The 21,296-nt window shown below is 64.4% G+C and carries 17 protein-coding genes; 13 read left to right on the top strand and 4 right to left on the bottom strand.

All coding sequences use genetic code 11. From position 1 onward, the window contains the following. Positions 1-71: 71 nt before the first annotated feature. Together KGQ19_RS12610 and KGQ19_RS12615 are read right to left on the bottom strand one after the other, a co-directional pair. Positions 72-1,865, bottom strand: a complete 1,794-nt coding sequence (locus tag KGQ19_RS12610) for an alpha/beta hydrolase (RefSeq protein ID WP_212009288.1) — start codon at positions 1,863-1,865, stop codon at positions 72-74. A gap of 118 nt (positions 1,866-1,983) precedes the next feature. After that, on the bottom strand, positions 1,984-2,316 hold the full coding sequence (locus KGQ19_RS12615; protein ID WP_212009289.1) for a hypothetical protein: 333 nt from the start codon (positions 2,314-2,316) through the stop codon (positions 1,984-1,986). Positions 2,317-2,591: 275 nt separating this feature from the next. On the opposite strand from KGQ19_RS12615, the gene KGQ19_RS49515 reads away from it, so the two are divergent. From KGQ19_RS49515 to KGQ19_RS12680, 13 genes are all read left to right on the top strand, one after another. After that, positions 2,592-3,185 carry a prepilin peptidase gene (locus KGQ19_RS49515; protein WP_212009290.1) on the top strand — a complete coding sequence of 198 codons (594 nt, stop codon included), beginning with the start codon at positions 2,592-2,594 and terminating at the stop codon, positions 3,183-3,185. A gap of 1,262 nt (positions 3,186-4,447) precedes the next feature. Next, the gene (locus KGQ19_RS12625; protein ID WP_212009291.1) at positions 4,448-4,888 is read left to right on the top strand and encodes a hypothetical protein; all 441 of its coding nucleotides are present in this window, start codon (positions 4,448-4,450) and stop codon (positions 4,886-4,888) included. A 491-nt stretch (positions 4,889-5,379) separates the two neighbouring features. Continuing rightward, positions 5,380-5,910, top strand: coding sequence for a hypothetical protein (locus KGQ19_RS12630; RefSeq protein WP_212009292.1), 531 nt, complete (start codon positions 5,380-5,382; stop codon positions 5,908-5,910). A 40-nt stretch (positions 5,911-5,950) separates the two neighbouring features. Beyond that, positions 5,951-6,610, top strand: coding sequence for an SAF domain-containing protein (locus KGQ19_RS12635; RefSeq protein WP_212009293.1), 660 nt, complete (start codon positions 5,951-5,953; stop codon positions 6,608-6,610). A gap of 41 nt (positions 6,611-6,651) precedes the next feature. Then, positions 6,652-7,431, top strand: coding sequence for a CpaE/TadZ family protein (locus KGQ19_RS12640; RefSeq protein WP_212009294.1), 780 nt, complete (start codon positions 6,652-6,654; stop codon positions 7,429-7,431). Positions 7,432-7,577: 146 nt separating this feature from the next. Beyond that, positions 7,578-8,912, top strand: coding sequence for a TadA family conjugal transfer-associated ATPase (locus KGQ19_RS12645; RefSeq protein ID WP_212009295.1), 1,335 nt, complete (start codon positions 7,578-7,580; stop codon positions 8,910-8,912). Next, the gene (locus KGQ19_RS12650) at positions 8,909-9,826 is read left to right on the top strand and encodes a type II secretion system F family protein (protein WP_212009296.1); all 918 of its coding nucleotides are present in this window, start codon (positions 8,909-8,911) and stop codon (positions 9,824-9,826) included. The genes KGQ19_RS12645 and KGQ19_RS12650 overlap by 4 nt, the downstream gene beginning before the upstream one ends. Before the next feature lie 68 nt (positions 9,827-9,894). After that, positions 9,895-10,740 (top strand): hypothetical protein, encoded by an 846-nt coding sequence (locus KGQ19_RS12655; RefSeq protein ID WP_212009297.1) that lies wholly within the window; start codon positions 9,895-9,897, stop codon positions 10,738-10,740. Positions 10,741-10,791: 51 nt separating this feature from the next. Further along, positions 10,792-11,025 (top strand): hypothetical protein, encoded by a 234-nt coding sequence (locus KGQ19_RS12660; protein ID WP_212009298.1) that lies wholly within the window; start codon positions 10,792-10,794, stop codon positions 11,023-11,025. Continuing rightward, positions 11,022-11,477 (top strand): TadE/TadG family type IV pilus assembly protein, encoded by a 456-nt coding sequence (locus KGQ19_RS51825; protein WP_212009299.1) that lies wholly within the window; start codon positions 11,022-11,024, stop codon positions 11,475-11,477. Before KGQ19_RS12660 ends, KGQ19_RS51825 begins: the two co-directional genes overlap by 4 nt. After that, complete coding sequence (locus tag KGQ19_RS51830; protein WP_212009300.1) at positions 11,474-11,911, top strand: TadE/TadG family type IV pilus assembly protein; 438 nt, start codon at positions 11,474-11,476, stop codon at positions 11,909-11,911. The genes KGQ19_RS51825 and KGQ19_RS51830 overlap by 4 nt, the downstream gene beginning before the upstream one ends. Continuing rightward, on the top strand, positions 11,896-12,342 hold the full coding sequence (locus KGQ19_RS12675; protein WP_212009301.1) for a TadE/TadG family type IV pilus assembly protein: 447 nt from the start codon (positions 11,896-11,898) through the stop codon (positions 12,340-12,342). The genes KGQ19_RS51830 and KGQ19_RS12675 overlap by 16 nt, the downstream gene beginning before the upstream one ends. Next, positions 12,339-15,398, top strand: a complete 3,060-nt coding sequence (locus tag KGQ19_RS12680) for an AfsR/SARP family transcriptional regulator (RefSeq protein ID WP_212009302.1) — start codon at positions 12,339-12,341, stop codon at positions 15,396-15,398. The genes KGQ19_RS12675 and KGQ19_RS12680 overlap by 4 nt, the downstream gene beginning before the upstream one ends. A gap of 107 nt (positions 15,399-15,505) precedes the next feature. On the opposite strand, the gene KGQ19_RS12685 is transcribed toward KGQ19_RS12680, so the two are convergent. Next, complete coding sequence (locus KGQ19_RS12685) at positions 15,506-15,874, bottom strand: hypothetical protein (RefSeq protein WP_212009303.1); 369 nt, start codon at positions 15,872-15,874, stop codon at positions 15,506-15,508. Next, positions 15,871-20,442 (bottom strand): RHS repeat-associated core domain-containing protein, encoded by a 4,572-nt coding sequence (locus KGQ19_RS12690; protein ID WP_307856405.1) that lies wholly within the window; start codon positions 20,440-20,442, stop codon positions 15,871-15,873. The genes KGQ19_RS12685 and KGQ19_RS12690 overlap by 4 nt, the downstream gene beginning before the upstream one ends. Positions 20,443-21,296: the final 854 nt, after the last annotated feature.

Genomic DNA, 21,296 nt, shown 5'->3' on the forward strand with positions numbered 1-21,296 from the left:
TGCTAGACGATGAGCAACCCGTCATAAGCAGTAGCACAGCGGCGGAGATGGGAACCGCCAAGCGCTTCCGGTCAGCCATGCGGATTGCCTCCGACCGCGATCTGGCCGATCGCTTTGAGCGATGGTGAGTTTGTGTCCCAGTATTGCGAGTGCGAACCGCCATCAAGGACCGGTTTTCCGGAGACAGTCGGCAAGATATTCCCGCCGAATTCGGCGGCGGCTGGGTTCTGGCCGAACCAACCACCGTGGCTGCCCTCGTCGTTCAGCCACGAAATATAGGCTCCGGCGATGGGAATCCCGAGCAGAACTGCGTCGCCGTAGGTATTGAGCTGCGGTACCGGGTCGTTGGCCGCGGCACCGGCCCAGACGTGGGCCGGGTCGATATGGAGATCGGAGGCGTGGTCGACGCCGACACCGGGACTGCCGACGAAGATGACGCGGTCTACAGGTAGGCCGTGGTCACGCATAGTGAACCCGACTGCTGTGGTGCCGTAGCTGTGTCCGATGATCGTGTTCAATGACGGAGAGCCCAGATGCGTCGTGCGTAGACCGACTTCGAAACTGAGTAGCTTGCCTTCGGCGTCTTTCGCGTAGCCCTCGAGCGGGGAATCGGTGACGATGTTCTGCGGCGCGTCGTATCCCACCCAGGTGATCGATGCCGTGGCCTGGGTCCCGTTGCTGGCGTCGTTCGCGGAGTCGACCATTTTGTCTGACCGCGCGATGTCGTTGCCGATGGTGCCCAGCCGCGCGGTGGTACCTGGCACATAGGTGATGACGTTGTTCGCGGTATCCGGGTTATTGATCGCGACGATCGCGTGGCCCAGACCTTGTTCGTCCGACCCGAGCAAGAACGCCGGCGGCATGTCGGGATGGTTGTACAGCCGGTCGCTGATCGCCTGGAGGCCGTTGTACTGGTCTTGCAGCGCCTTGACTTTGTCGTTCCACGTGTCCCACTGCGCGCCCTGCGTGTCCTTCGATGGCTCGGTGGCCCTGAGCGCGTCCAGCCGTGTCTTGGCGTCCTGGAGTTGGAAGGCCAGCAAGATTCGGTTGGCCTTGTCCCGATCCACGCAGGGGATGCCGTCCAAGGATCCGATGACGTCTGGATGCTCATTCAGCAACTTGTCACGTTCAGCCTGCGATAGCGACGTCCACCACGCGGCGATCTCGCTCGGGTCGGCTCCCGGTAGCGGGAGCTCAGCGACATCGAGGTCCACTGCGGCTTGCGGAGCGAGGACGAGGTCGGTGACGCTGCCGCCGAAGGCCGCGAACCGTTCGTTGAAGTCGCCAGAGCTTTTGCCGCTGGCGCCCAGTTGTGCGGTGATGTCGTGTGCGCTGTCGGTTGCGCTCCTGATGGTGTCCATCCAGATGCGTTTTGCGTCGCGAAGATCGCTGAGCAGGCTTACCAAGTCTCCGCGTCGGTTTCCGATCGCCAGCCAGCTCTGCGCGATCTTGTCGTAGCTCGCCTTGTAGGCGTCATGGTCCAAGGTGCTGCTGCCGGCGTAGTCGTCAAGACGCGTCTCAAGCTCGGGCCTGTAGGGAATCGCCACCAGGGTCTGGACTGCGTCTTGGGACAACCCGCTGTTCACCTCCATCTCCTCGGCATCGTAGAGCGAGGCTGTGGCGAGCAGATCGATCTGACTCTGGATATCGGCAATCTTGCCGCTGAAGGTCGCGAATGCGTCCCCGACCTCCCGATATGCCTTCGCGGCACCGTCGAGCATGCCGGGGAAGGGCCCGGCCGCTTCGCGGAAGGCCTCTCCGGATCTACCCATCCACGTGGTGATCGCCGGGTCATTGATCAGGCTCACCGCTCCGCGCCATGACTGATCGACGTCATTGGCGAAGGAGTGGTAGCGATACGCCATAGTTTGCAGACCCGAGCTGTCCTGGGGGACAGGATCGGAGCCCAGCCCAAGCGGCCACCACTCGGTCGGACGGCCGGAACTCCCGCCGCCTGGAGCTACTCTGCTCATGTGGCGGCCCTCAGAGTCCGTACACGTGGTGGCCGACGATATGTCTTCCATCGGGATCTGTGGCTTGACCTGCCAAAGCTCCATCAGTTTGCCGGAAGCGCGTAACTGAATCGCGGCACATGGACGACAGCACGGAGATGAAGGAGTCTATTGAGGTTGCGGCTTTCGTCCAGGCCTCACTGAACTCGGTCGTCAGATCCGTCAGCTGGCTCTCGCCACCGAGACCAATAGGTGGATCGAGCGTCAGCGCGGACCCGTCCCACTGCCCTCGGATGCGGTCGACTTGGTCGGCGAACGTCGAGAGTCCATCAAGATCGAGTTGCAGGTCACCTGGCGATGTCATGGATCCCCCCTGAGCTATGACACCTTGCGTCCGAGACGACGCCGTTTGACGATATGAAGCGCCGACGGTCGGTGTCAACGCGTGATGCTACGGATCACGCTATGTAGTCGACGCCATTTCGTTCCTCGCTATGATGACGGCAGCCGTCAGATCGATCTCCGTCTTGGGGTCCGCAACAGCCAGAAACTCTGGCGTCGGGGGTTCACGTGGCCACATCAAAGTCTCAAACCTCTGTCGATCCAGCGGATCCCCTGCCGCCGACTGAGAATCCTCCTGTGGCTGATGTCTGCTCCGCCACGGTCGCGGCGCGGTGGCAGGACCTAGTCGCAGACACGCTCGCGCGGCGCTGGACGGTTCTGGCCCCTCTAACGGTCGCGCTCTCTGCCCCGCTGCTGCTGCGGCATCGCGAGGTCGTAGCGTGGCCCGCCTTGATCTTCCTTGCGGCCGTGTGCGTGCTGCTAGGTGCGGTGGACCTGCGCCATCGCCGCTTGCCCGTCGGCGTAGTGCTCGGGTCCTACCCGGTGCTGGCCGGGTTGTTGCTGGTTCCGGCGCTGGCACATCATGAGTTGTCGGCGTGGGGCCGGGCTACAGCGGCCGCGGTCGTGGTCGGCGTAGCCATGCACCTGATCCCGAACCGCATCATCGGCCACGGCGACGCCAAACTGCTTGGGTTGTTGGTCATGATGCCGGCCTGGTTCGGCTGGTCACTCGTGCTGCCGGCGCTGCTGGTGTTCTTCGTGCCGGTGGCCGTGGAGTCTGTGGCGCTGCTGGCTACGGGCCGCGCCAAGCGCGGCGACCAGATCGCGTTCGGGCCACCGCTGATGGTGGGTGCGTACCTCTACCTTTTGCTCACGGCCAAAGGCTGGTGAGTTCGGTGACTGCGGACGACTCCCAGTTGTGCGAGGCCTGAGGTGCTCAGGCGCGCCCAGGCGTCGATCGATTCCTTTCGGATACGGTGTCTGCGCACGTCAGATTGCTGATCTTGCTCGAGTTCGTTCACTCACGGGGAGAAGGGCATGACAAGCCACCGTCTGATCGCCGCGCTTCTCGGAGCTGCTGTGAGTTGTGCAGGGCTGGCCGGCTGCGGCGGCTCGAGCTCGAAGCCGAACGCCAGCTTGAATCAGACGTTGCCCTCTATCACGGCCTCGACGTCATCTACGCCAGCTCCGTCTACGACGACCACATCCGTAGACCCGATCTCAGCGGCAGTGCTCAACGCCTAGAAGGCCTATAGCCAAGCAAAGATCCAGATGTACGACGAGGCGACGTTCGACGGCAACCTGATGAAGTACGCCTCCGGCCAGGAAGTCCAAAAGCGTCAACACAACGATCTCGGCTCTGCGCCAGACCGGTGTCAACTACACCGGCACCCCGAACCCCAGCCCCACTGTCGTTTCGGTGACTGGCACCACTGCCCAGGTGCACGACTGCTTTGGCTCGACAACGTGGATACCGGTCTACTTCGGCGGGTCCTGCAAGGGCAAGAGCGCGCTCGCACAGGGAAGCACAGTCGCCGCACATCCACTGACCGCTACGCTGACCAAGCAACAGGACGGTCGTTGGTACGTCACCAGGCCACCAACGAGACGGCCTCATGCTGACCAAGATCGCAAGGTTCACGTCAGTGTCGGCATAGCCGCCGGTTGACGGCTGCTTCGGGCTCTTGCCCGCAGCTGCCACAGCCTCAAGATCCGCTTCGGTGGAAGCTGGCCGAGTGCAAGGTGCTCGAGTGCCATTACCTGCCTGGTACATCTCAGCTACCTGCCACCACCGACTTGGCTCCTGCTGGCGGCCAAGCGCAGGTGAGCTTGGAGACGGGCTGTCGCCCCTTGTCGATGGCTGCCGGAACTTCGAGGCCTGAAATGCTCAGGCGCGCACAGGTGCGGATCGATTACTGTCGGGTATGGTGTCTGCGCATGTCAGATTGCTGATTTCTGAGCTGGGCCGAGTTCGTTCGTTTTGGGGGAAGAACGTGACAAACCATCGCCATATCGTTGCGGTCCTCGGTGCGGCCGTGAGCTGCGCAGTGCTGGCAGGGTGCGGCGGATCGAGCTCGAAGTCGAACCCTGGCTTGAACCAGGCCCCCCCAAGCACGTCACCCTCCGCATCGTCAGTAACCACCTCGGCCGACATGACAGCGCAGGAGACGAGCGCCGTACTTGATGCGTACAGGGGCATGGTCAGCGTCACGGACCACGAGTTCGCCACGAACCTTCCGGATCCCGACCTGATGACGTATGTGAGCGGCAACGCCTACGTCTTCTTCAGCAACGCGCTGACGTACCAGATCACCAATAACATCGTCTATCCGGGGACGCCGCAGTCAACACCGTCAGTCACCAATATCACCCCTAGTGGCGCCACCCCCAGCGCAACAATCACCGACTGCTTCGGCGGTCCGAGCTATATCCCCGTGTTCTGGAAGACCAAGGACGGTCATAAGCAAGGAGACTCGGCCGTCGTTCCAGGGACTTCGGTCAAGGCACATCCGGTAACGGTGGTCCTGGGGGAGTCGGGCGGGCACTGGCTTGTGGTCAACTACATCCCCGCTGATCAGAGCACGACATGCTGAGCAGGTCGAGGGTGGCGGTGTCTGCTGTCGCGTCGGTGCTGGTAGCTGGAGTGCTTGTCCTGATCGCGAGCTTGGGGTTGATGGGATCAGCGGCTGCCTCACCGACCTCAACGCCGAGCGCGTCAGGCACCGGCACCGTGAGCTGCCCGCCGCAGGACATCGATCCTCGAACCCGCGCGTGCCACATTAAGGTCACGTCGCCCCCTGGCGGCCAACCGTCATCGACATCGTCTTCTTCGAAGGGCGGATCTGGCGGAGGTGCCTCACAGTGCATCCTCAACGACCCGATTCTCGGACAGAAGATCGTCGACTGCCACCTCGACGGATTCGGCTGGTACGAGAACAACTGTTATTACCGTTTGTCAAACCCCCAGCCGCCGCCGAGCGATACCGTCTGGGCTGGGGAGCCGCCTGGCGGAGCGGCATATGACGCGAGGTGTTTCGGGGAGACCCGGTTCGGCCCGTCCTGGCCGGGGACGTTGCTGCTGCCTATGAAGATTTGGCTGCAGAACCCGCCGCCGACGGGTAACGGACCTACACCGACCGATCTGGCCAAGCAGGCGCAAGCCGAGATGACGCTGAACGGTCCGACGATCAGTACTGCACCGACGACAGGTGGATCCGGGCTCGTCGGAATGCCTGTGTGGCTTTGGACAGCGCAGACGCCGCAGACGTGGGGGCCGCAGTCCAAGACGGCGACAGTTCCGGGATTGAGCGTAACCGCAACTGCGACCGCGAAATCGATCACCTGGGATATGGGAGACGGACATCAGTTCTCCTGTGCGAACCCCGGGACTGCATACGCGCCGTCGTACGGTAGCGCCGCATCGCCGAACTGCGGCTACACCTACACCCAACCGTCAGGCGGCAATCCGGGCGGCGACTACAAGATCACTGCAACGACAATCTGGCAGGTCTCGTGGGTGGCTTCCACTGGCCAGACCGGCACGCTGCCGCCGGTGACTACGCCGCCGTCGACTACCACCGTCAAGATCGGTGAGTTGCAGGTCGTCAATCACTAGCCGCTACGAGATACCAAGCTAGGGAAAGGGTGCAGCCGTCGTGGCCGACACCACGTTTTATCCGAATGCCGCCACTGGCCCCGTCATTCCGGCCGCGGCGCCGCGGGCGGTTCCACCGCGGCGCCGGCGCCCGGGGATCATCGCGTTGTCCGTGGCCCTGATCCTGGCCGGCGCGCTGGGTGGCGTGCAGCTTTACAACAGTGTCGGGCACACCTATGAGGTATTGGCGGTGGCTAAGGCGGTGCCGGTCGGGGGGATGATCTCGGCTGACGACCTGACTACCGTGCGTATCTCGCTGGATCCCGGGATCAAGCCGGTTTCGGATGCGGGCCTGGTTGTGGGCAAGCGGGCAGCGGTCGGGCTGGTGCCCGGCACGCTGATCACCAGGGGTGAGGTCACCGACGCCCAGCTTATCGGGGCGGGTCAGGTGCAGGTCGGTATTGCGACCACCGTCAATCAGCGTCCTGCCACGCCGTTGAACCCCGGGCAGAAGGTGACGCTCATCGGTATCCCCGACTCCTCGGGCGGTGGCCCGACGCTCTCGGCACCGGTTTCCGGCACGGTGGTGCTGGTCGGCCCGGCGGACTCGCAGCAGACGGTGGTGGTCGACGTCGCGATTTCAGCGGATCTTGCTCCGCAGGTTGAGCCGGTCGCGGGTCAGGGCAAGGTGGGGATCGTGCTGGATGGGTCGGGGAGCTAGTGGCTGTCATAGCTTTGACCGGCTCCACCGGCGCTCCAGGTGTGACCACCACGGCGCTGGGCCTGTTGCTCACTTGGCCGCTGGCCTCGGTTGACCGCAGAGTCATCCTTTTGGAGGCCAGCCCGGACGGTGGTCGGATTGCCGCCGGCTTTCTGGAGGGCCAGCTTGGCGGGCGCTGGTCCCTGCACAACCTGGCAGCTTCGATTTGGCAGGACACCATCAGGGAGACGTTCGCCCAGCAGTTGATCGACATTGGCCTCAAGGAACGAGGTCAACGGCTTGCCCTTCCCGGGCTGCGTGGTCCGGCGCAGGCTTTGGCTATGGAGCCCGTGTGGGATCCGTTGGCGACCTTGTGCAGCTCGCTGGACTTGTCCGGCACTGACGTGGTGATTGATCTGGGTCGTCGGGGCGCCTTCGGTTCTTCGGCCGCGCTGGCGCTCAGCGCGGATGTCGTGGCATTTGTGGTGCGGCGGCGGCTGGCGTCGTTGGACGACGCAGCCGCTCGCATCGAGGCGCTGCGGCCGATGCTGGTCGAGGCGGGCAACGCCGACGCACTGCGCCTGTTGATCGTCGGCGACGGCCCCTACGACAAGAATGACATCGCGCGGCAGATGGGTGTGCCGCTGCTGGCCGATGAGCTGCCTTATTCGCCCAAGCACGCGGTGCCGCTTTCAGACGGCCCCGCAAAGGGCGTAGACATAAACAGTCCTCTGATGCGGGCTTACCGGTCGGCCGCACATCGCGCTGTGGAGGTCATTGCTGAACGCCGGGCCCGGCTCCTGTACCCCGGTCCGAGCGCAGGCACGGGGAGCTATCGTTGACCTCGAACAACGTGATCAGGTTCTCCGGGCCCAGCGCGCCACGCCCGCCGGTATGGCCGCCAGAGGGGTCCCAGCCGGTCATGGTGCCTGAACCCACCCCGTCTCCGGCATCACCGCCGCCGCGGCCACCAGTCGATTACGCAGTCGTGGCGAAGCTGAAGGCGAGGATCGCAACGCAGCTGCAGGAGATCATCAAGGCCAACCCGAAGATCAGCGAAGCCGACCAGAGACAGTACGGCCGAAAGCTGATCAACGACGCGGTCGGCCGGTGGTCGACGGAAGGTGCGGCCCGTGGGGTGGCGCAAAATGAAGCCGTCTATTCGGCCTACGTCGAGGCCCTTTACGACGCTCAGTTCCGGCACGGCCGCCTCCAGCCGTATCTGAATGACCCGAACGTTGAGAACATCCTGATCAACGGATACAAGGATGTCTGGGTCGACTTCGCCGATCGTCCACGCCAGCAGGTGCCTCCGATCGCGGATAGCGACGAGGAGCTGATGAGGTTCTTCCAGAACCTCGGTCAGCGGTACGGCGGGAACAACGCCGAGCGCGAGTTGTCCAACGCCAACCCGATGCTGGCGCTGCGTTTGGGCGACGGCTCCCGTATGCAGGCGGTGGTACCGCCGATCACTCCCGCGCCGTACGCCACCATCCGCCGTCACCTGGTCAAGGACCTCGGGCTGAACGACATGATCAGGCTCGGCACGCTCGACCCGATCCTGGCGACGTTCCTGGCGTCGCTGGTGAAGGCACGTAAGAACATCCTGATCTGTGGTGACCAGGGCGCCGGTAAGACGTCGCTGTTGCGGGCGATGGCCCGCGAGATCAACGACGGCGAACGGGTCGCCACCATCGAGACCGAGTACGAGCTCTACCTGCACGAGTTCCTTCCGCAGGTGGTGCCGATGGAGACTCGGCAGGCGAACGCCGAGCGGGTGGGGGAGAAGTCCGACGGTTCCATCTCCGTCGGAGACCTGATTCCGGCGGCGCTTCGCATGACGCTGTCCAGGATGATCGTCGGTGAGGTCCGCAGCGACGAGATCGTCTACATGCTGCGCGTCATGACCTCCGGCTCGGGTGGCTCGATGAGCACCATGCACGTGCGGAGACCAGAAATGATCTGGGACCGCATCGCCGAGCTGTGTGCCGAGTCTGGTGTGCCGGCAGACCTGGCCTATCGGCTGGCTACCAACGCCATCGACTTCGTCGTCTTCGTGACGTTGCTGGACGAGACTCTGATCGGAGGCCGCCGGCACCGGTTCGTCTCACACGTCGTCGAAGTCGCCGGCCGCGGTGAGGGCTCAGCTCCCGCCACCAACACCATCTTCGGCCCGCGCAACGGCGACCCTCGTGGAGTGCCGCTGATGCGGCCGGCGTGTGCGGATGATCTTAGGCGCGTGAACTTCAATCTGAGTCATCTGGACGGCGGCCATGGCGCGTGGATGCAGCCGTTGAAGCTGGTAGTGGGGTCGCAACGATGACGGCCGGAGAACTGCTGGCTCTGATGGCCGGCGGCGCGCTGGTGACCGGGATAGTGCTGCTTGTCGCCGGGGTCTATGGCACCGATGCGCCAAAGGCTGAGAACCCTTTCGCCGGGATGATCGCGCACTGGCCACGCCTGGGGGAGACGGTCGAGCAGACCGCACGCCGCCGCCAAATGCAGCTGCTTGCGTGTGCTGTGGGAGCGCCGGTGTTGTGGTTGGTCACTGGCTGGTTCGCTTCAGCAGTGTTGCTTGTTGCTGCGGTATTCGGGATTCCGTGGCTGCTGGCCCCCACCCGTAGCCATAAGGGAGCGATTGACCGGCTTGAGGCGCTGGCCGAGTGGACCCGGCACTTGTCCACCCAGCTGCAGAACCTGGGCATCGAGCAGGCCATCAAGGCCAGCATGCGGACCTGCCCAGTGGCTCTGCAGCGGGAGGTCGGGACGTTGGTGGCTCGGTTGAATGCCGGCTGGGACTCGGACGACGCGGTCCGGGCGTTCGCCGGCGATATCGGTGACGCCACCGGCGACACGGTTGCTGCGGCGCTGCTGCTGTCGCTGCGCGATCGGGGCCGAGGGTTGTCCAGGGACCTGTCTGACTTGGCGGACTCTCTGCTGCAGAACGTCAGTATGCGGCGGGAGATCGAAGCGGAGCGGGCCAAGGCGCGTACCACGGTGAAGTGGATGTTGTACTTCATCGTCGGTGCGGCCGTGGTGGGGCTGTTGGATCGCTCGTACATGAAGCCGTACACCACGCTCACCGGGCAGTTGGTACTGCTGGGGCTGTTGGCGATGCTTATCGGGATCTTCGTGTGGCTACGGGCTCTGGTCTCTGACAAGCCGGCACCTCGGTTTCTGGTCATCGACTCGCGTAGCCCCGTGAAGCCTGCACGGCCGAAGGAGGGTCCGAAGTGAGCATCATGATGCCCCCCGCTTCCTGGCTTGTGGCCGGTGCAGCGGTCGGCGGCGGGATCGCGCTGCTGGTGCGGGAGCTGCTGCCGGCCCCGCCGCAGTTGGGCGCGGCACTGGAGCGGCTGCGTACGACGGAGCAGCCGGCTGCCGAGATCCGCGGTCGTGCCTGGACGAACCGACGGGTTATGGAGGAATCGCTGGGATCATGGCTGGTCCGGCACGTCGCGACTCTTCCCGGGGTCGGCCTCCCGCGCAAAGATCTGAGACTCATCGGTGAAAGCGTCGAGCGCTTCTTGATCACAAAGGTCGGTCTGGTCCTGCTGGGCCTGGCGGTGCCGCCCTATCTGGCCGTCGTCGCAACAGTGTTGGGATCGACTCTGCCAGTCGTCATCCCTGCCGTAGGCGGTATCGCAATCGCCGTCATCATGTGGTTCCTGCCGGACATGGACGTCAAAAGCAAGGCAGCTCGGGCCCGGCTGGAGTTCGCCTATGCCGCTGAGGCGTACCTGGACTTGGTGGCGCTCAAGAGGATCGGTGATTCCGGTACTGCTGAGTCGCTTGAGCAGGCTGCTCGCGTCGGCTCCGGATGGGCGTTCGTCCTGCTGCAGGACGCGCTGTTGGAAGCACGGCTGAACCACGAGCCGCCATGGGACGGGCTGCGACGCCTGGCGGAGGAACTGGACCTACCCGATGCCGAGAGTATCGCCGACATCGGCCGGCTTTCCGGTGAGGACGGCGCCCGGATCTATGAGACATTGCGGGCCCGCGCTTTGGCTGTGCGTACCCGGCTACTGAACTCGCAGGCGGAGCGGGCCAAGGCCGCCACCAGCCAATTGGATGCGCCAGCGGCGTTGCTACTCGTCATCATGTTGATCTTGGTCGGGTATCCGTTGTTCGCCCGGATCCTGTCCTCCTGACACGGGCCTCACTACGCGACCCGAACTTGCCCGATTCGAAAGGAAATCCTGATGCAGTACCGATTCAAGGGCGTGCCGGTGCCATCGACGCTGGTGCCCTTCGCCATATACCTGGAGGTTTTGGAACTCCGGATCCGCAAGACCGTCGGCGAGGACCGTGGCGAGGGCGCTGTCAGCGCCGCGATCGTCATCGTGGCGATCGTCGCTATCGCCGGCGCGATCGTGTTCGCGCTCAACGGCCTGAAAGACAAGACCGTGTCGAAGGTCAACAGCACCAACCCGTGACGACCCTACGTCGGCCCGCCGTGTCCACCCGGTGGAGCACCAGACTCTCGCGGTGGCGCGCTGTGGCGTGCCAGGACGAGGGCAACGGGCCGATCTCGACGGCGATCGTCTTCCCAGTAATGCTTGGCTTGGTGTTCGTCGGCGTGCAGCTGGCGATGGACTACTGGGTTCACGCCGTGGCGATCTCCGCTGCCCGCGAAGGCGCCCACGCGGGAGCCGCCTATGGCAAGACTCCCGACGACGGCGTTGCCGCCGCGTGGGGCAAGCTGCACCAGCTCGCTGGAAACGGCGCCACGCATCTGGCTGTCGATCCGCAGGGCAGTACCGACACGCAGGTACAGATCAACATCAGCGGCAATGCGGCCAGTCTGTGGCCGTTCGGGCCGGGACCGAAGTTCCACGTCACGATCACCGTCCCGGTGGAGCGATACGTCGCCGGGGGCGCCCCGTGAAATGGCTCCGTGGCGACCGCGGCAACGCGGCGATCGAAGCTGGAATCATCGCCCCAGCTCTGATCGCTTTTCTGTCCCTGGTGTTCTTGGTCGGCCGAATCGTCTTGGCCCGCGCTGCTGTCGATGAGGCCGCCCGCGATGCCGCCCGGCAGGCTTCGATCTCCCGGACCGCCGCCGCTGCGCGCTCACAGGCGCTGAACACTGGTACAACCACGTTGATCAACAACGATCTGCACTGCAGCGAATTCAGTGTGGATACCGGCGGACCCGATCTGGACGCTCAGTTCGCCAAGCCCATCGGGACCCTGGCACAGGTTCACGTGACGGTGACCTGTGTCGTCTCATACGCGGACCTCGGGTATCCGTGGCTTCCCGGTAGCAAGAAGATCACATCCGAGTTCTGGTCCGTGATCGACTGGTGGAGGCCCAGGTGAAACGGCTCCTACGCACCGCAGCCGTCGGCGATCGCGGCAGCGTCTCCATCTTCGTGGCCATCTGCCTTATCGGCTTGATGGGCCTGATCGCCCTGGTATTCGATGGCGTCGGCAAGATCAACGCTCAAGAGCGGCTGGATGACATCGCTTCTGAAGCGGCCCGGGCCGGTGCCCAAGGTGTCGACCCCACACTCGCGATCCCCGGCACCACGATCAAGGTCGATCCCGGTCGCGCGATCACCTTGGCCGGCGACTACCTGAACCAGTACAAGCTGAAGGGTCAGGTCACCGTCAACCCGGCCGGAACCGAGATCGACGTCCAGATCGACAGCAGCTACACGCCGCTGTTCGCCGGCTCCATCGCGAACCTCGACCTCGGCATCACCGGCCACGGACACGCCGACCTCGTCTACCGGGTGGACAAGCAATGAGACCAGCACGTCAGACCTCCCCGCTGCGCCGGCTGCGTGAGATCGCCGTCGGCTTGCTCAGCCTGCTTGTGCTGCTCGCGGCTACTTTGGGGCTGCCGGTGCTGCTGTACGTGGTCACCAAGGGACTCCTGCCGCACCACACCCCGACCACCAGCGGCGTCCGGGATCTGTTCACCAAGAAGGACAACGGCTCGACGTTGCTCGCGGCTGTCGCGATCGTGGCCTGGCTGGGCTGGGCGGCGTTCGCGGTCAGCGTGCTCATCGAGATCCCCGCCCGCTTGTCCGGTCGTGCCGCGATCCGCGTACCGGGACTTGGCTGGTCGCAGAAGACTGCCGCCGGGCTGCTGTCCGGGATAGCGCTGCTGCTGACAGCTGCCCCCGGCCTGGCCACGGTGCACACCGCGGTTCCACACCTTCCAACTGTTGTGGCGACGACGGCCTATTCCCAGCCAGCTCAGATGACGACAATGTCGCAGCAGATCAACGTCGACAGCCACGGCGAAGCCCATACGACCACCTACGTCGTTCAGCCTGGCGACAGCCTGTGGAAGATCGCAGAGGACCATCTGGGCAGTGGCGATCAGTATCCAGCGATTGCCGCGTTGAACGACGGGCACGTGATGCGTGACGGCACGGTCTTTCACGCTGAGGTATTCCTGCAGCCGGGCTGGACGCTGCAGGTCCCCGTTCGCGCTGTGGCAGAACCGGTGCCAGCGCACACGGGAATGCATGACACCGCGGAGAGCCAGCACGTTGTGCAACAGGGCGAGTCCTTGTCGGAGATCGCCGGACACGACTACGGCGATTCGGCGCAGTGGCCAAGGATCTTCGCCGCGAACGAGGGGGCGGAGCAGAACGGTGGACACTTCACCGACCCGAATCTCATCTTCCCAGGTGAGAGACTGACGATTCCGTATCTCCCGGCGCCATCTGCGGCCCCAGGGCCGTCCATCGTTGCGAATCCAGATCCTGCCAATCTGGTCCACCACGCGCCTATGACTCCCTCCGCCCCGAGCCAAACACAGCATGACGATGCTGCCAAGGCCGTAGAGAGCATTGCAGACGCGCTGGGCGATACGGAACGACCAGCTACTTCGATGGCTCCGTCTCAGTATTTTGTGACATCACCGCAGGGGTCTGCGGATTCCTTCCCGCCTTCTGGCAGCTCGGCGTCGGCCGTCACCGCGTCTGAGCACGAACAGAACATCTTGCTCGTAGTCTTCGGTATATCGGGCATCTCCGCGTCGACGTTGCTCGCGCTGCTCGCACAGCGCAGGAAGATCCAACAGAACCGCCGAGTGGTCGGTCACCGGATCGCCATGCCCGGCTCTCAGGCCGCAGGCCTGGAACGACAGCTACGCGCCGGCGCCGATCCGGCCAACCGGGATTTCCTCGACCGCGCGCTGCGTACCTTGGCCAAGCACTCGGCCGACACCGGCCGCCTCATACCGGAGGTCGCGGCCGCCATCGTGCGTGAGGGCGGCGTCGAGCTTCGACTCAGCCACCCGTGCCCGCCGATCGCACCTTTCGCAGCACTCAACGATGCCGCGTGGTGGTGCGCCAAGGACCAGGCGAAGCTGCTTGCCCGCAAAGCGGCTGCCGAGCAGCCGATCCCGTATCCGGCGTTGGTCATGATGGGGCAGACCGGTGGTGGCGAACCTGTGCTGCTCGACCTGGAGCACTACGGGGTCGTCGAGATCGGCGGCGATCAGCGGCAAGCCGCCGGGGTCGTCCGCTCCTTGGGCGTGGAGCTCCCTTGGTCGGACTATGTTTCTGTGGCGCCTGCGGGTATATCGCTGGATCCGGCGCTCGCCCGCAATCAGGTTCGTCGCGACCCGCCCGAGCAGGTGCTGCCCGCTCTTGAACAGTGGGCACAGGCGGTGGGTGACGCGCTTCCGGAAGGTGCGGGGAGCGGGACAGAGGCACTTCGGATGGCCAGGATCGGGCAGACCAACCCCGGCGTGACTGAACCCCGGGTACTGCTGGGCGCCGGGGAATGGGTTACCCCACAGCGGGCCGAGCAGCTGAGCTCGCTTGCGCAAAGGCAACCGCGGGCCAGTACGGCCGCGGTCATCGCCGTCGGCGACAGCGTCGTACCAGTGGGCCACCGCATAACCGTCGACGGGGCCGGCGAGGCTCTATTCCATGACCTGAACCTCTCCGTGACTATGCAGCGCGTCGACGAGGAGCAGCATGGCCGACTGATGAGCGTCGTGTCGCCTACTCAGCTCCCAAGCATCATCGAGCCCGGGTGGCAGGTCGGCCTTGATGCGTTCAACCGAGCGGTTGCGAAACAGCCGAGCTCCGGTGAACCAGTCGCGCAAGACACGGAGCATCAGGAGGTGTGGGTCAGAACTCTGGGAACGATCGATGTATGGGGCACCGCATCGGTCACTGATCCGAAACTGGTCGAAACAGCCGCGTACCTCGCACTCCATCCAGGAACCGGCATCACAGGACTCAGCACCGAACTCGGCATCGCCACCCAGGCCGCCGGAACCCGGCTGGCCCAGATCCGCGACGCCTTCGGCCTCGATCACGAGGGAAGCGAACTGCTACTGGCCGCCCCCGATGGCCGATTCGGCTTCACCGAGCGGGTTGGTTGCGACTGGACTGCCTTCGAGGAACATCGCCGGAACGGCCGCTTCATGCAGGCTCTGGCCTTCGTCCGCGGCGAACCGTTCGCTGACGCCTGGCCCGGCCGCTATGCCTGGGCCGAGCCGTATCGGCAGGTGATGATATCGACCATCATCGATGTCGCTCACACCCTCGCGCAGACCTGCCGTGAAGATCGCGACTTCGAGTCCGCCAGGTATGCCGTCAGCCGAGGCCTGCTCGCCGTCCCCTACGCCGAGCTGCTGTACCGCGACCTGATGCTGGTGGTCGGTGATGAGGCGCGTCCCGACCGCGATGAGGAACTGGCGACCTTGTTCGCCACCTTTAGCAACATCTGCGATGAGCATGGGATAGAACCCATGCCGGATACAGTTGCGGTGATGCAGCAGCTCAACGGCCTCGGCCGCAAGACTACGCCCGGCCTTCGGTCGGTGTCATGACTATCGTCGACGACACCTTCGGTGTCGCGCGAGACGGCGACTGTCTGTACGGGAAGACGATTTCAGCGGTTTGCCCCTGACGGCAGGCAAGTCGCTCCTCAAGGTCGCTACGCCAGGTGTGCCGGCCACGCTTCCAGCCGCTGAACGATGCCACCCAGTCGTTCCTCGAACTCGTCAACGGTCAGCTCGGTAGTACGCCTGCGATGCCAGAGGTCGTCGAGCTCATCGTCGAGATCACCCAGTTCCATCAGCTTGTCGGCTGCGGCCAACTTGGCTGCGACCCAGTCGTCGGCCAGTGGGGCGGGGGAGCCCGGGTCGCGGTTTTTGTTGTTTATCACTGCGATCGTGCATCGCATCTCGGCGCTGATGCCACGTCCGACCAGCTCGATCGTCTGGAAGGTCGTGTCGTTGTCGTGCAGTATTTCGTCCAGGAGGGCGAGGATCCTCGAGCTGTGGATTGTTGGCTTGTCGGTCACGAGCCTCCTCCAAGTAGTCCTCTGGCCCAGCGCTGCGCGGCGAAATCGGTGGGAACGTCCAACCCGCCGGCTGACAAGGTCTTCGTGCAGAATGTCAGACAGTTGTTGTCCCGCAAACTATAGTCCTTGGTTACCCCGAGATTATCCTTCATGTACTTGATGGCTGCTTCAGAGTTGGGGAGTTCGAAAGGGATCGAGAAATCCGGAGGCTCTCGCAGGTTTAGCCCGCCTTCGTTGCCCAGGAGGCGAATTTCAGTTGGCCCCCCTGGATGTGGCCATAGATCCTGATGCCTGGTTCCGGCGCCTTCGGCCACCTCAATGCTGAAGTGTCCGTATTCGCCGATCCTTGGATAGTAGTGCAGTGTTGCAAGGCCTGGTGTGGGAGCTTCCGCAGTCTCGCAGAGTCCGAGCGGGTCGAAGAACGTTAGCGGGTTGAGAACATAGGAGTGGTCGTTCGGTGACGGACCCAGGCCGAGCGGGTCCGGTGTGAGGTAGTTGGCGGTATCAGGGTCGTAATAGCGGTTCAGGTTGTAATGCAGACCGGTTTCGTCGTCGTAGTACTGCCCCGGAAAGCGCAGGGGACAGTCCACGTCGGCGTCAGCTCTGGTGGAGATGGTGCGACCCCATAGGGTCGTCGTGGTGCGCCAGGCGATCTGGCCATCGGGCGTGACGAGTTCGGTGGGTGTGCCGATCAGGTCGGTGACGATCGCATGGAAGGTCTCGTCGATACGACTCTGGTCTGCGTCGGCTGCCCAACTGCGTTGCCGCTGCGCTGCAGGTTGGAAGGTGCCCGGGTCGTAGTCCCATGTCAGGGCGACAAACACCCCGTCATCACCGCGTGTGAGCCGTTCGGCCACGCGCATGCCGTCCCACGTGAAGCGGATCTGCTCGGCGACAGTGCCGTCGTCTCCCAGCCGGTACTTGCCGGTGCGGCGGCCGATCGGGTCGTAGCTGTAGCGCCAGGTGCCGTAGTCGGGAGTGGTCGCTTCTACTAGTTGGTCCTGGGAGTCCCATGTGTAAGCCCAGGTCTTGCGTCGGCCGTCCAACGTTCGGCGGACGGTGCGCACCAGACGCCCGGTCTCGTCGTACTCGTGGTGCGAGCGGCCGAACTGGTGAATCAGTGTGCGCTTGGCGTTGGCCGGTCCGCCCGCGGCACTTGGGTCGCCACTTGCTACAGGCGTCGCCAGGTTTCCATATGCGTCATACGCGTAGGACTCGTGCCAGTCTTGCGCGCTGATCGCAGTTACGCGACCGGAAGTATCGGACGCGATGAGACGAGTTCCCCTGACGCTGTCTTGGAGCTCGACAGGGACTCCGTCGGGACGCCAAGTCCAGGAGCGGCTCAGAATCAGGTCGGGCTCTGTGAGACCGGAAGCGCCCAATCCGTTCTCTGCATACGGATTACCGCGCTGTAGGCGTTCGCCAGTGGGCCGGCCGGCGGCGTCGTATTGCCGGACCAGCCAGCTGTCGGTGCCGAAGCCGCGATGGGTCTGTCTTCCTGCCGCATCGACGACGAAATCCAGGCGGCCGGTACCAGCGTTCAGCCCGATTGCACGACCAGCCGCGTCGTAGGTCCATTCCGACTCGGCTCCCGAGGAGGCGACTCTGCGGATTCGGCGCCCGACCGCGTCGTACACGTAGCGTGTCGTGTGCTCGCCCACAGTCTCGGCGAGAACTCGTCCCAGCGGATCGTGCTCGTATGCTAGAACGCTGCCGCCCGGACCACTCGCATCGGCCATGCGCCCAGCAGAGTCGTAGGAATAGCAATACTCACCTTCGGGGGTCTGCCGTGCCACTACGCGACCGACGGCATCGCGGACGAGAGTGATCACCTGCCCGGCCCCCGTGGTTCGTTCGACTATGCGCCCAGCCGCGTCATATGAATAGCCAAGGCGGCGCCCGACGAAATCGGTCTCCTCCGTCAAACGGCCGGATGCGTCATAGGCGTAGCTCCAGGTGCCACTGTCCGGGTTCGCGACGGCCAGCAGGTTGAGCTCGCTGTCGTACCGGAATGTGTGTCGAACACCGTCTGGGCCGGTCCTTGCGGTCAGCGTGCCCATCGGTCCCGGCTCGAAGGCGGTGATCGCGCCGATCGGGTCCACGGACTCAAGCAGTCGTCCGTTGGCGTCGTGTCGCCATCGCACGGTGGCTCCGCTCGGATCCGTACGGGAAAGCGGCAGACCTTCGGCGCTCCATTCGAATCTCGTGACCGCCCCCAGTGGGTCGGTTACTTGGACCACACGGCCGACCTGGTCCCGGACGGCGCGTGTCGTGTGGCCGAGCGGATCGGTCTCCGCTATGACCAGGCCGGCCGCATCGGTGGTGAACCGAGTTGTCGCACCGAGGGCATCCGTGCGGGTCAGCAATGAACCTGTCGGCGTGTATTCGAACCTGGTCACAGCGCCGGTGGGGCCGATGAGGCATATCAGGTTGCCGCGTTCGTCGTGTTCTTGCTGCCAGGTCGTGCCGTCCGGGCCGGTGGTCTCGACCAGTTGGTGCGGTGCGCTGTACCCGAGTGACGTGACCGCGCCGTCGGCTGCGATGACGCGTCGCACGTTACCGGCATCGCCGTACTCGAACGTGGTCTGGTTTCCGAGGGCATCGGTATGGGACAGGATCCGGCCGTCGCGATCCGTTTCGGTGAGCTTGGTATTGCCGAGTGGGTCGATCTCGGTACGGACGTGACCGTGCTCGTCGTACTGGTACGTGGTCTCGTGTCCGAGGGAGTCGGTGGCCACGGTGGTTCGGTTGCTCGGGTCGTAGGAGAACGTCCCTGACAAGAATTGGCCCTCGCCTCGAACCACCCGGCCAAGGTGGTCGTAGTGGTAGGCGTAGCGGTAGCCGGAGCGGTCCTCCCACGCGACGATTCGGCTCTGCTCGTCCCACTCGTACCGCAGCGGCAGGCCGGAGGAGTCCACCACGCCCACCAGACGGCCGTGCTCGTCATAGTCGAACCGTCGCAGCGTTACGTCAGACCCGGAATCCGATACGGCGGGATCGACCAGCAATCGCAGGGCCGTGATCCGTGGCCCGGCTGCGGTAAGGCTGCTATCCACAGCGATCCTGTAGCCGGGATGCTCGACCATCTGCGGAGTGCCGGAGGCGTCGCGCACGATGCGGATCTGGTTGCCGTTGCGGTCCGATATCGCCGTCAGGTCCCGGATCTGTCCGGCCGCATCCTGGTAGTGCACCGTCGAGAAGTGATAGGTCTTGCCCGACCAGGAGTCGCTGATCCGAATCTCATCGGTCTGCCGGTTCCACACCAGCGGCCAACGACGGCCCCGTTGAGGCAGCACTTCGAATTCGTCGGCGGGCACCGGGTAGTCCAGACGTTGTGCATCGTCCCCGGCGAAGTGGATACCGGCTTCGTTGATCGACAGCCGTTGGTCCAGCGTCGAGGACCAGCCGGGGCCGAACAGACGGCCTGTGGCGTATCCAGAGGTGTAGGCACGGCGTAGCACTAACGGCAGTACCCCGGGCAACTCCACGTCAGTCGCATCGGTAAGCATCCACCCGGACACCACGTCTACGGGGTCGAGCTCGGTTTGCGCGTCCTGATTGCCATCCGCGGTGCGCGCTTGCTCTCCGACTGCGTTGCCTTCGCCTTCCGTCGTGACAGCAGTTTCCGTCCCGGCAGTGTTCTCAATGCCCTCTGCCTCGCTGCCGACAACGTTGCGTTCCTCGCCTTCGGCCTCGCCACCGAGCTTGCCCAGAACTTTGCCGCCCACCGCGCCCAAGGCTTTACCGCCGAGAGAGGTGGCACCTAGCATTCCGGCGCCCATCAGCGCGTCGCCGAAGTGGCCTTGCATGGCATCGCCACTGATCTGCAGGCCGGTGCTGGCCAGCGCGACCAGGTTGTCGGCCTCGGCCAGGCCGGCGGTGACGACGTCGACACCGGGGATCCAGGAGGTGGCCAGGGCCAGGACGTCCAGGACCGGGGCGATCTCGTTGGCGACCTCGGCGATCTTCCCGCCCCACTCGGACAGATCCGCGCCGAGGTGTTGCCACCAGTGCTTGTTGTGGATGCCGTCCGATTGGGCGTGATGCATCGCTTTGGCGCAGTCCTTCGCTGCGGTGATGCGGTCGTTGTAGGCCTGGTGCGCCTGCGCGGTCAGCGCGGCCATACGGTTCTTGGCGTCGCTGAGGTTCTTCTGCGCGATGTCGTGGTCGGTTTGGGCGTCGGCGACAGCGTGCGGGTTGGGGTTGACGGCGTGGGTCTGCTGCGCACCTTTCAAATCGTCCGCGGCCGTGTCGGCGTTGGTCGTGGCGCGCTGTAGATCGATCTGCGCGTCCTGTGCCTGACGCAACGCCGCATCGGCCTTGGCCTGCGCCGCCTGCAACTTCGGCGCGTACGCCGACAGCGCGTCGGAGGCTTCGCTGTAGGACGTGTACAGCTTCTGCAACCGACCTGGCAACGAACCGAAGTTCGCCTTGAAAGCATCGGCGGTCTGACCTACCCACTGCAGTGTCGCAGTGTCCCTACCAAAGGAATTCAAGCCTTGGTATGCCGACTCCACATCGTGCGCGAAGTCACCGAACTCCTTGGCAAGCGCCTGAACCGACTCCACGACACCAGGTGTCGGGTCCCCGTCCAAACCCAAAATGTCCCAACCAGACGGACGCGTCAACGGCCAGCCCTCCCCCGAGTCTGAACTTCTGCTTGCTCACGCAAGCAGTCGGTGGGACCAGGATGCTGCCCAGATCGCCGACGCCTTGCGACAGGCAGCGAGTTTACAAAGTCGACCGCGTGCGCGGTAACCCCCGAGGTTGAGGCAACTACTCACTGTCGTGTAGCGCCCCACGGCGTCTCGTGTTTGGTCATGAGTAGGTCCGGACCGCCCGGGTCACGAGGGCCTGTCTCGCCTCGGAGCCTACCGAATAGGGCAAGGTGCGGGGCCATCTATCACCGGCTAATACTCCCCGGCCAACCAGTGTGTCGCGGATCCGATAGACGCCCAGTACGACGCCCCGCATCGCGCGGTAGCGCGCGGCACGATCACCACGGCATAGCAGCGAGCTATCGGGAGGGCGGGCGGCGGGTCAGCTGGTCGGCCAAGACGCGTTGGCCAGCACGTTGTGATGAAAGCCTGGGTCGTCCGACTCCAGGCCCAGGGAGTACTGAAGCCGGTCGGGCGGCGCACCGCCTCGGCGGACGCCCGGTCGGTCGCCGGAGTCCTCTTCGGGTTGCTCGCACGCGCGATACGGGCCTTGAGATCCGGGACCTGACGACTCGAACTCGGACGAACGGACCCTCGGCAACCGTCGGCGAGGCGTATGTGCAACTGCCCCACCGAAGCACTCGATCATGTCGGATGTCCGAGGAATCCCAAGGGAGTCAAGGTCAGATACTCCGAAACACTAGGCCAGAGACGGCGCCCCCGTTCTCTCGCCATCCATGACCCACACATCAGTCCTCGATTTG

The organism is Catenulispora pinistramenti (assembly GCF_018274385.1).
In the GTDB taxonomy this organism is placed as follows: Bacteria; Actinomycetota; Actinomycetes; order Streptomycetales; family Catenulisporaceae; genus Catenulispora; species Catenulispora pinistramenti.

Excerpts from the sequence above, each read along its gene's own strand:
- KGQ19_RS12630 (WP_212009292.1), top strand. The coding sequence starts at position 5,380 with ATGAAGATTTGGCTGCAGAACCCGCCGCCGACGGGTAACGGACCTACA.
- KGQ19_RS12650 (WP_212009296.1), top strand. The coding sequence starts at position 8,909 with ATGACGGCCGGAGAACTGCTGGCTCTGATGGCCGGCGGCGCGCTGGTG.
- KGQ19_RS12660 (WP_212009298.1), top strand. The coding sequence starts at position 10,792 with ATGCAGTACCGATTCAAGGGCGTGCCGGTGCCATCGACGCTGGTGCCC.
- KGQ19_RS12610 (WP_212009288.1), bottom strand. The coding sequence starts at position 1,865 with ATGGCGTATCGCTACCACTCCTTCGCCAATGACGTCGATCAGTCATGG.
- KGQ19_RS12680 (WP_212009302.1), top strand. The coding sequence starts at position 12,339 with ATGAGACCAGCACGTCAGACCTCCCCGCTGCGCCGGCTGCGTGAGATC.
- KGQ19_RS12615 (WP_212009289.1), bottom strand. The coding sequence starts at position 2,316 with ATGACATCGCCAGGTGACCTGCAACTCGATCTTGATGGACTCTCGACG.
- KGQ19_RS12625 (WP_212009291.1), top strand. The coding sequence starts at position 4,448 with ATGACAGCGCAGGAGACGAGCGCCGTACTTGATGCGTACAGGGGCATG.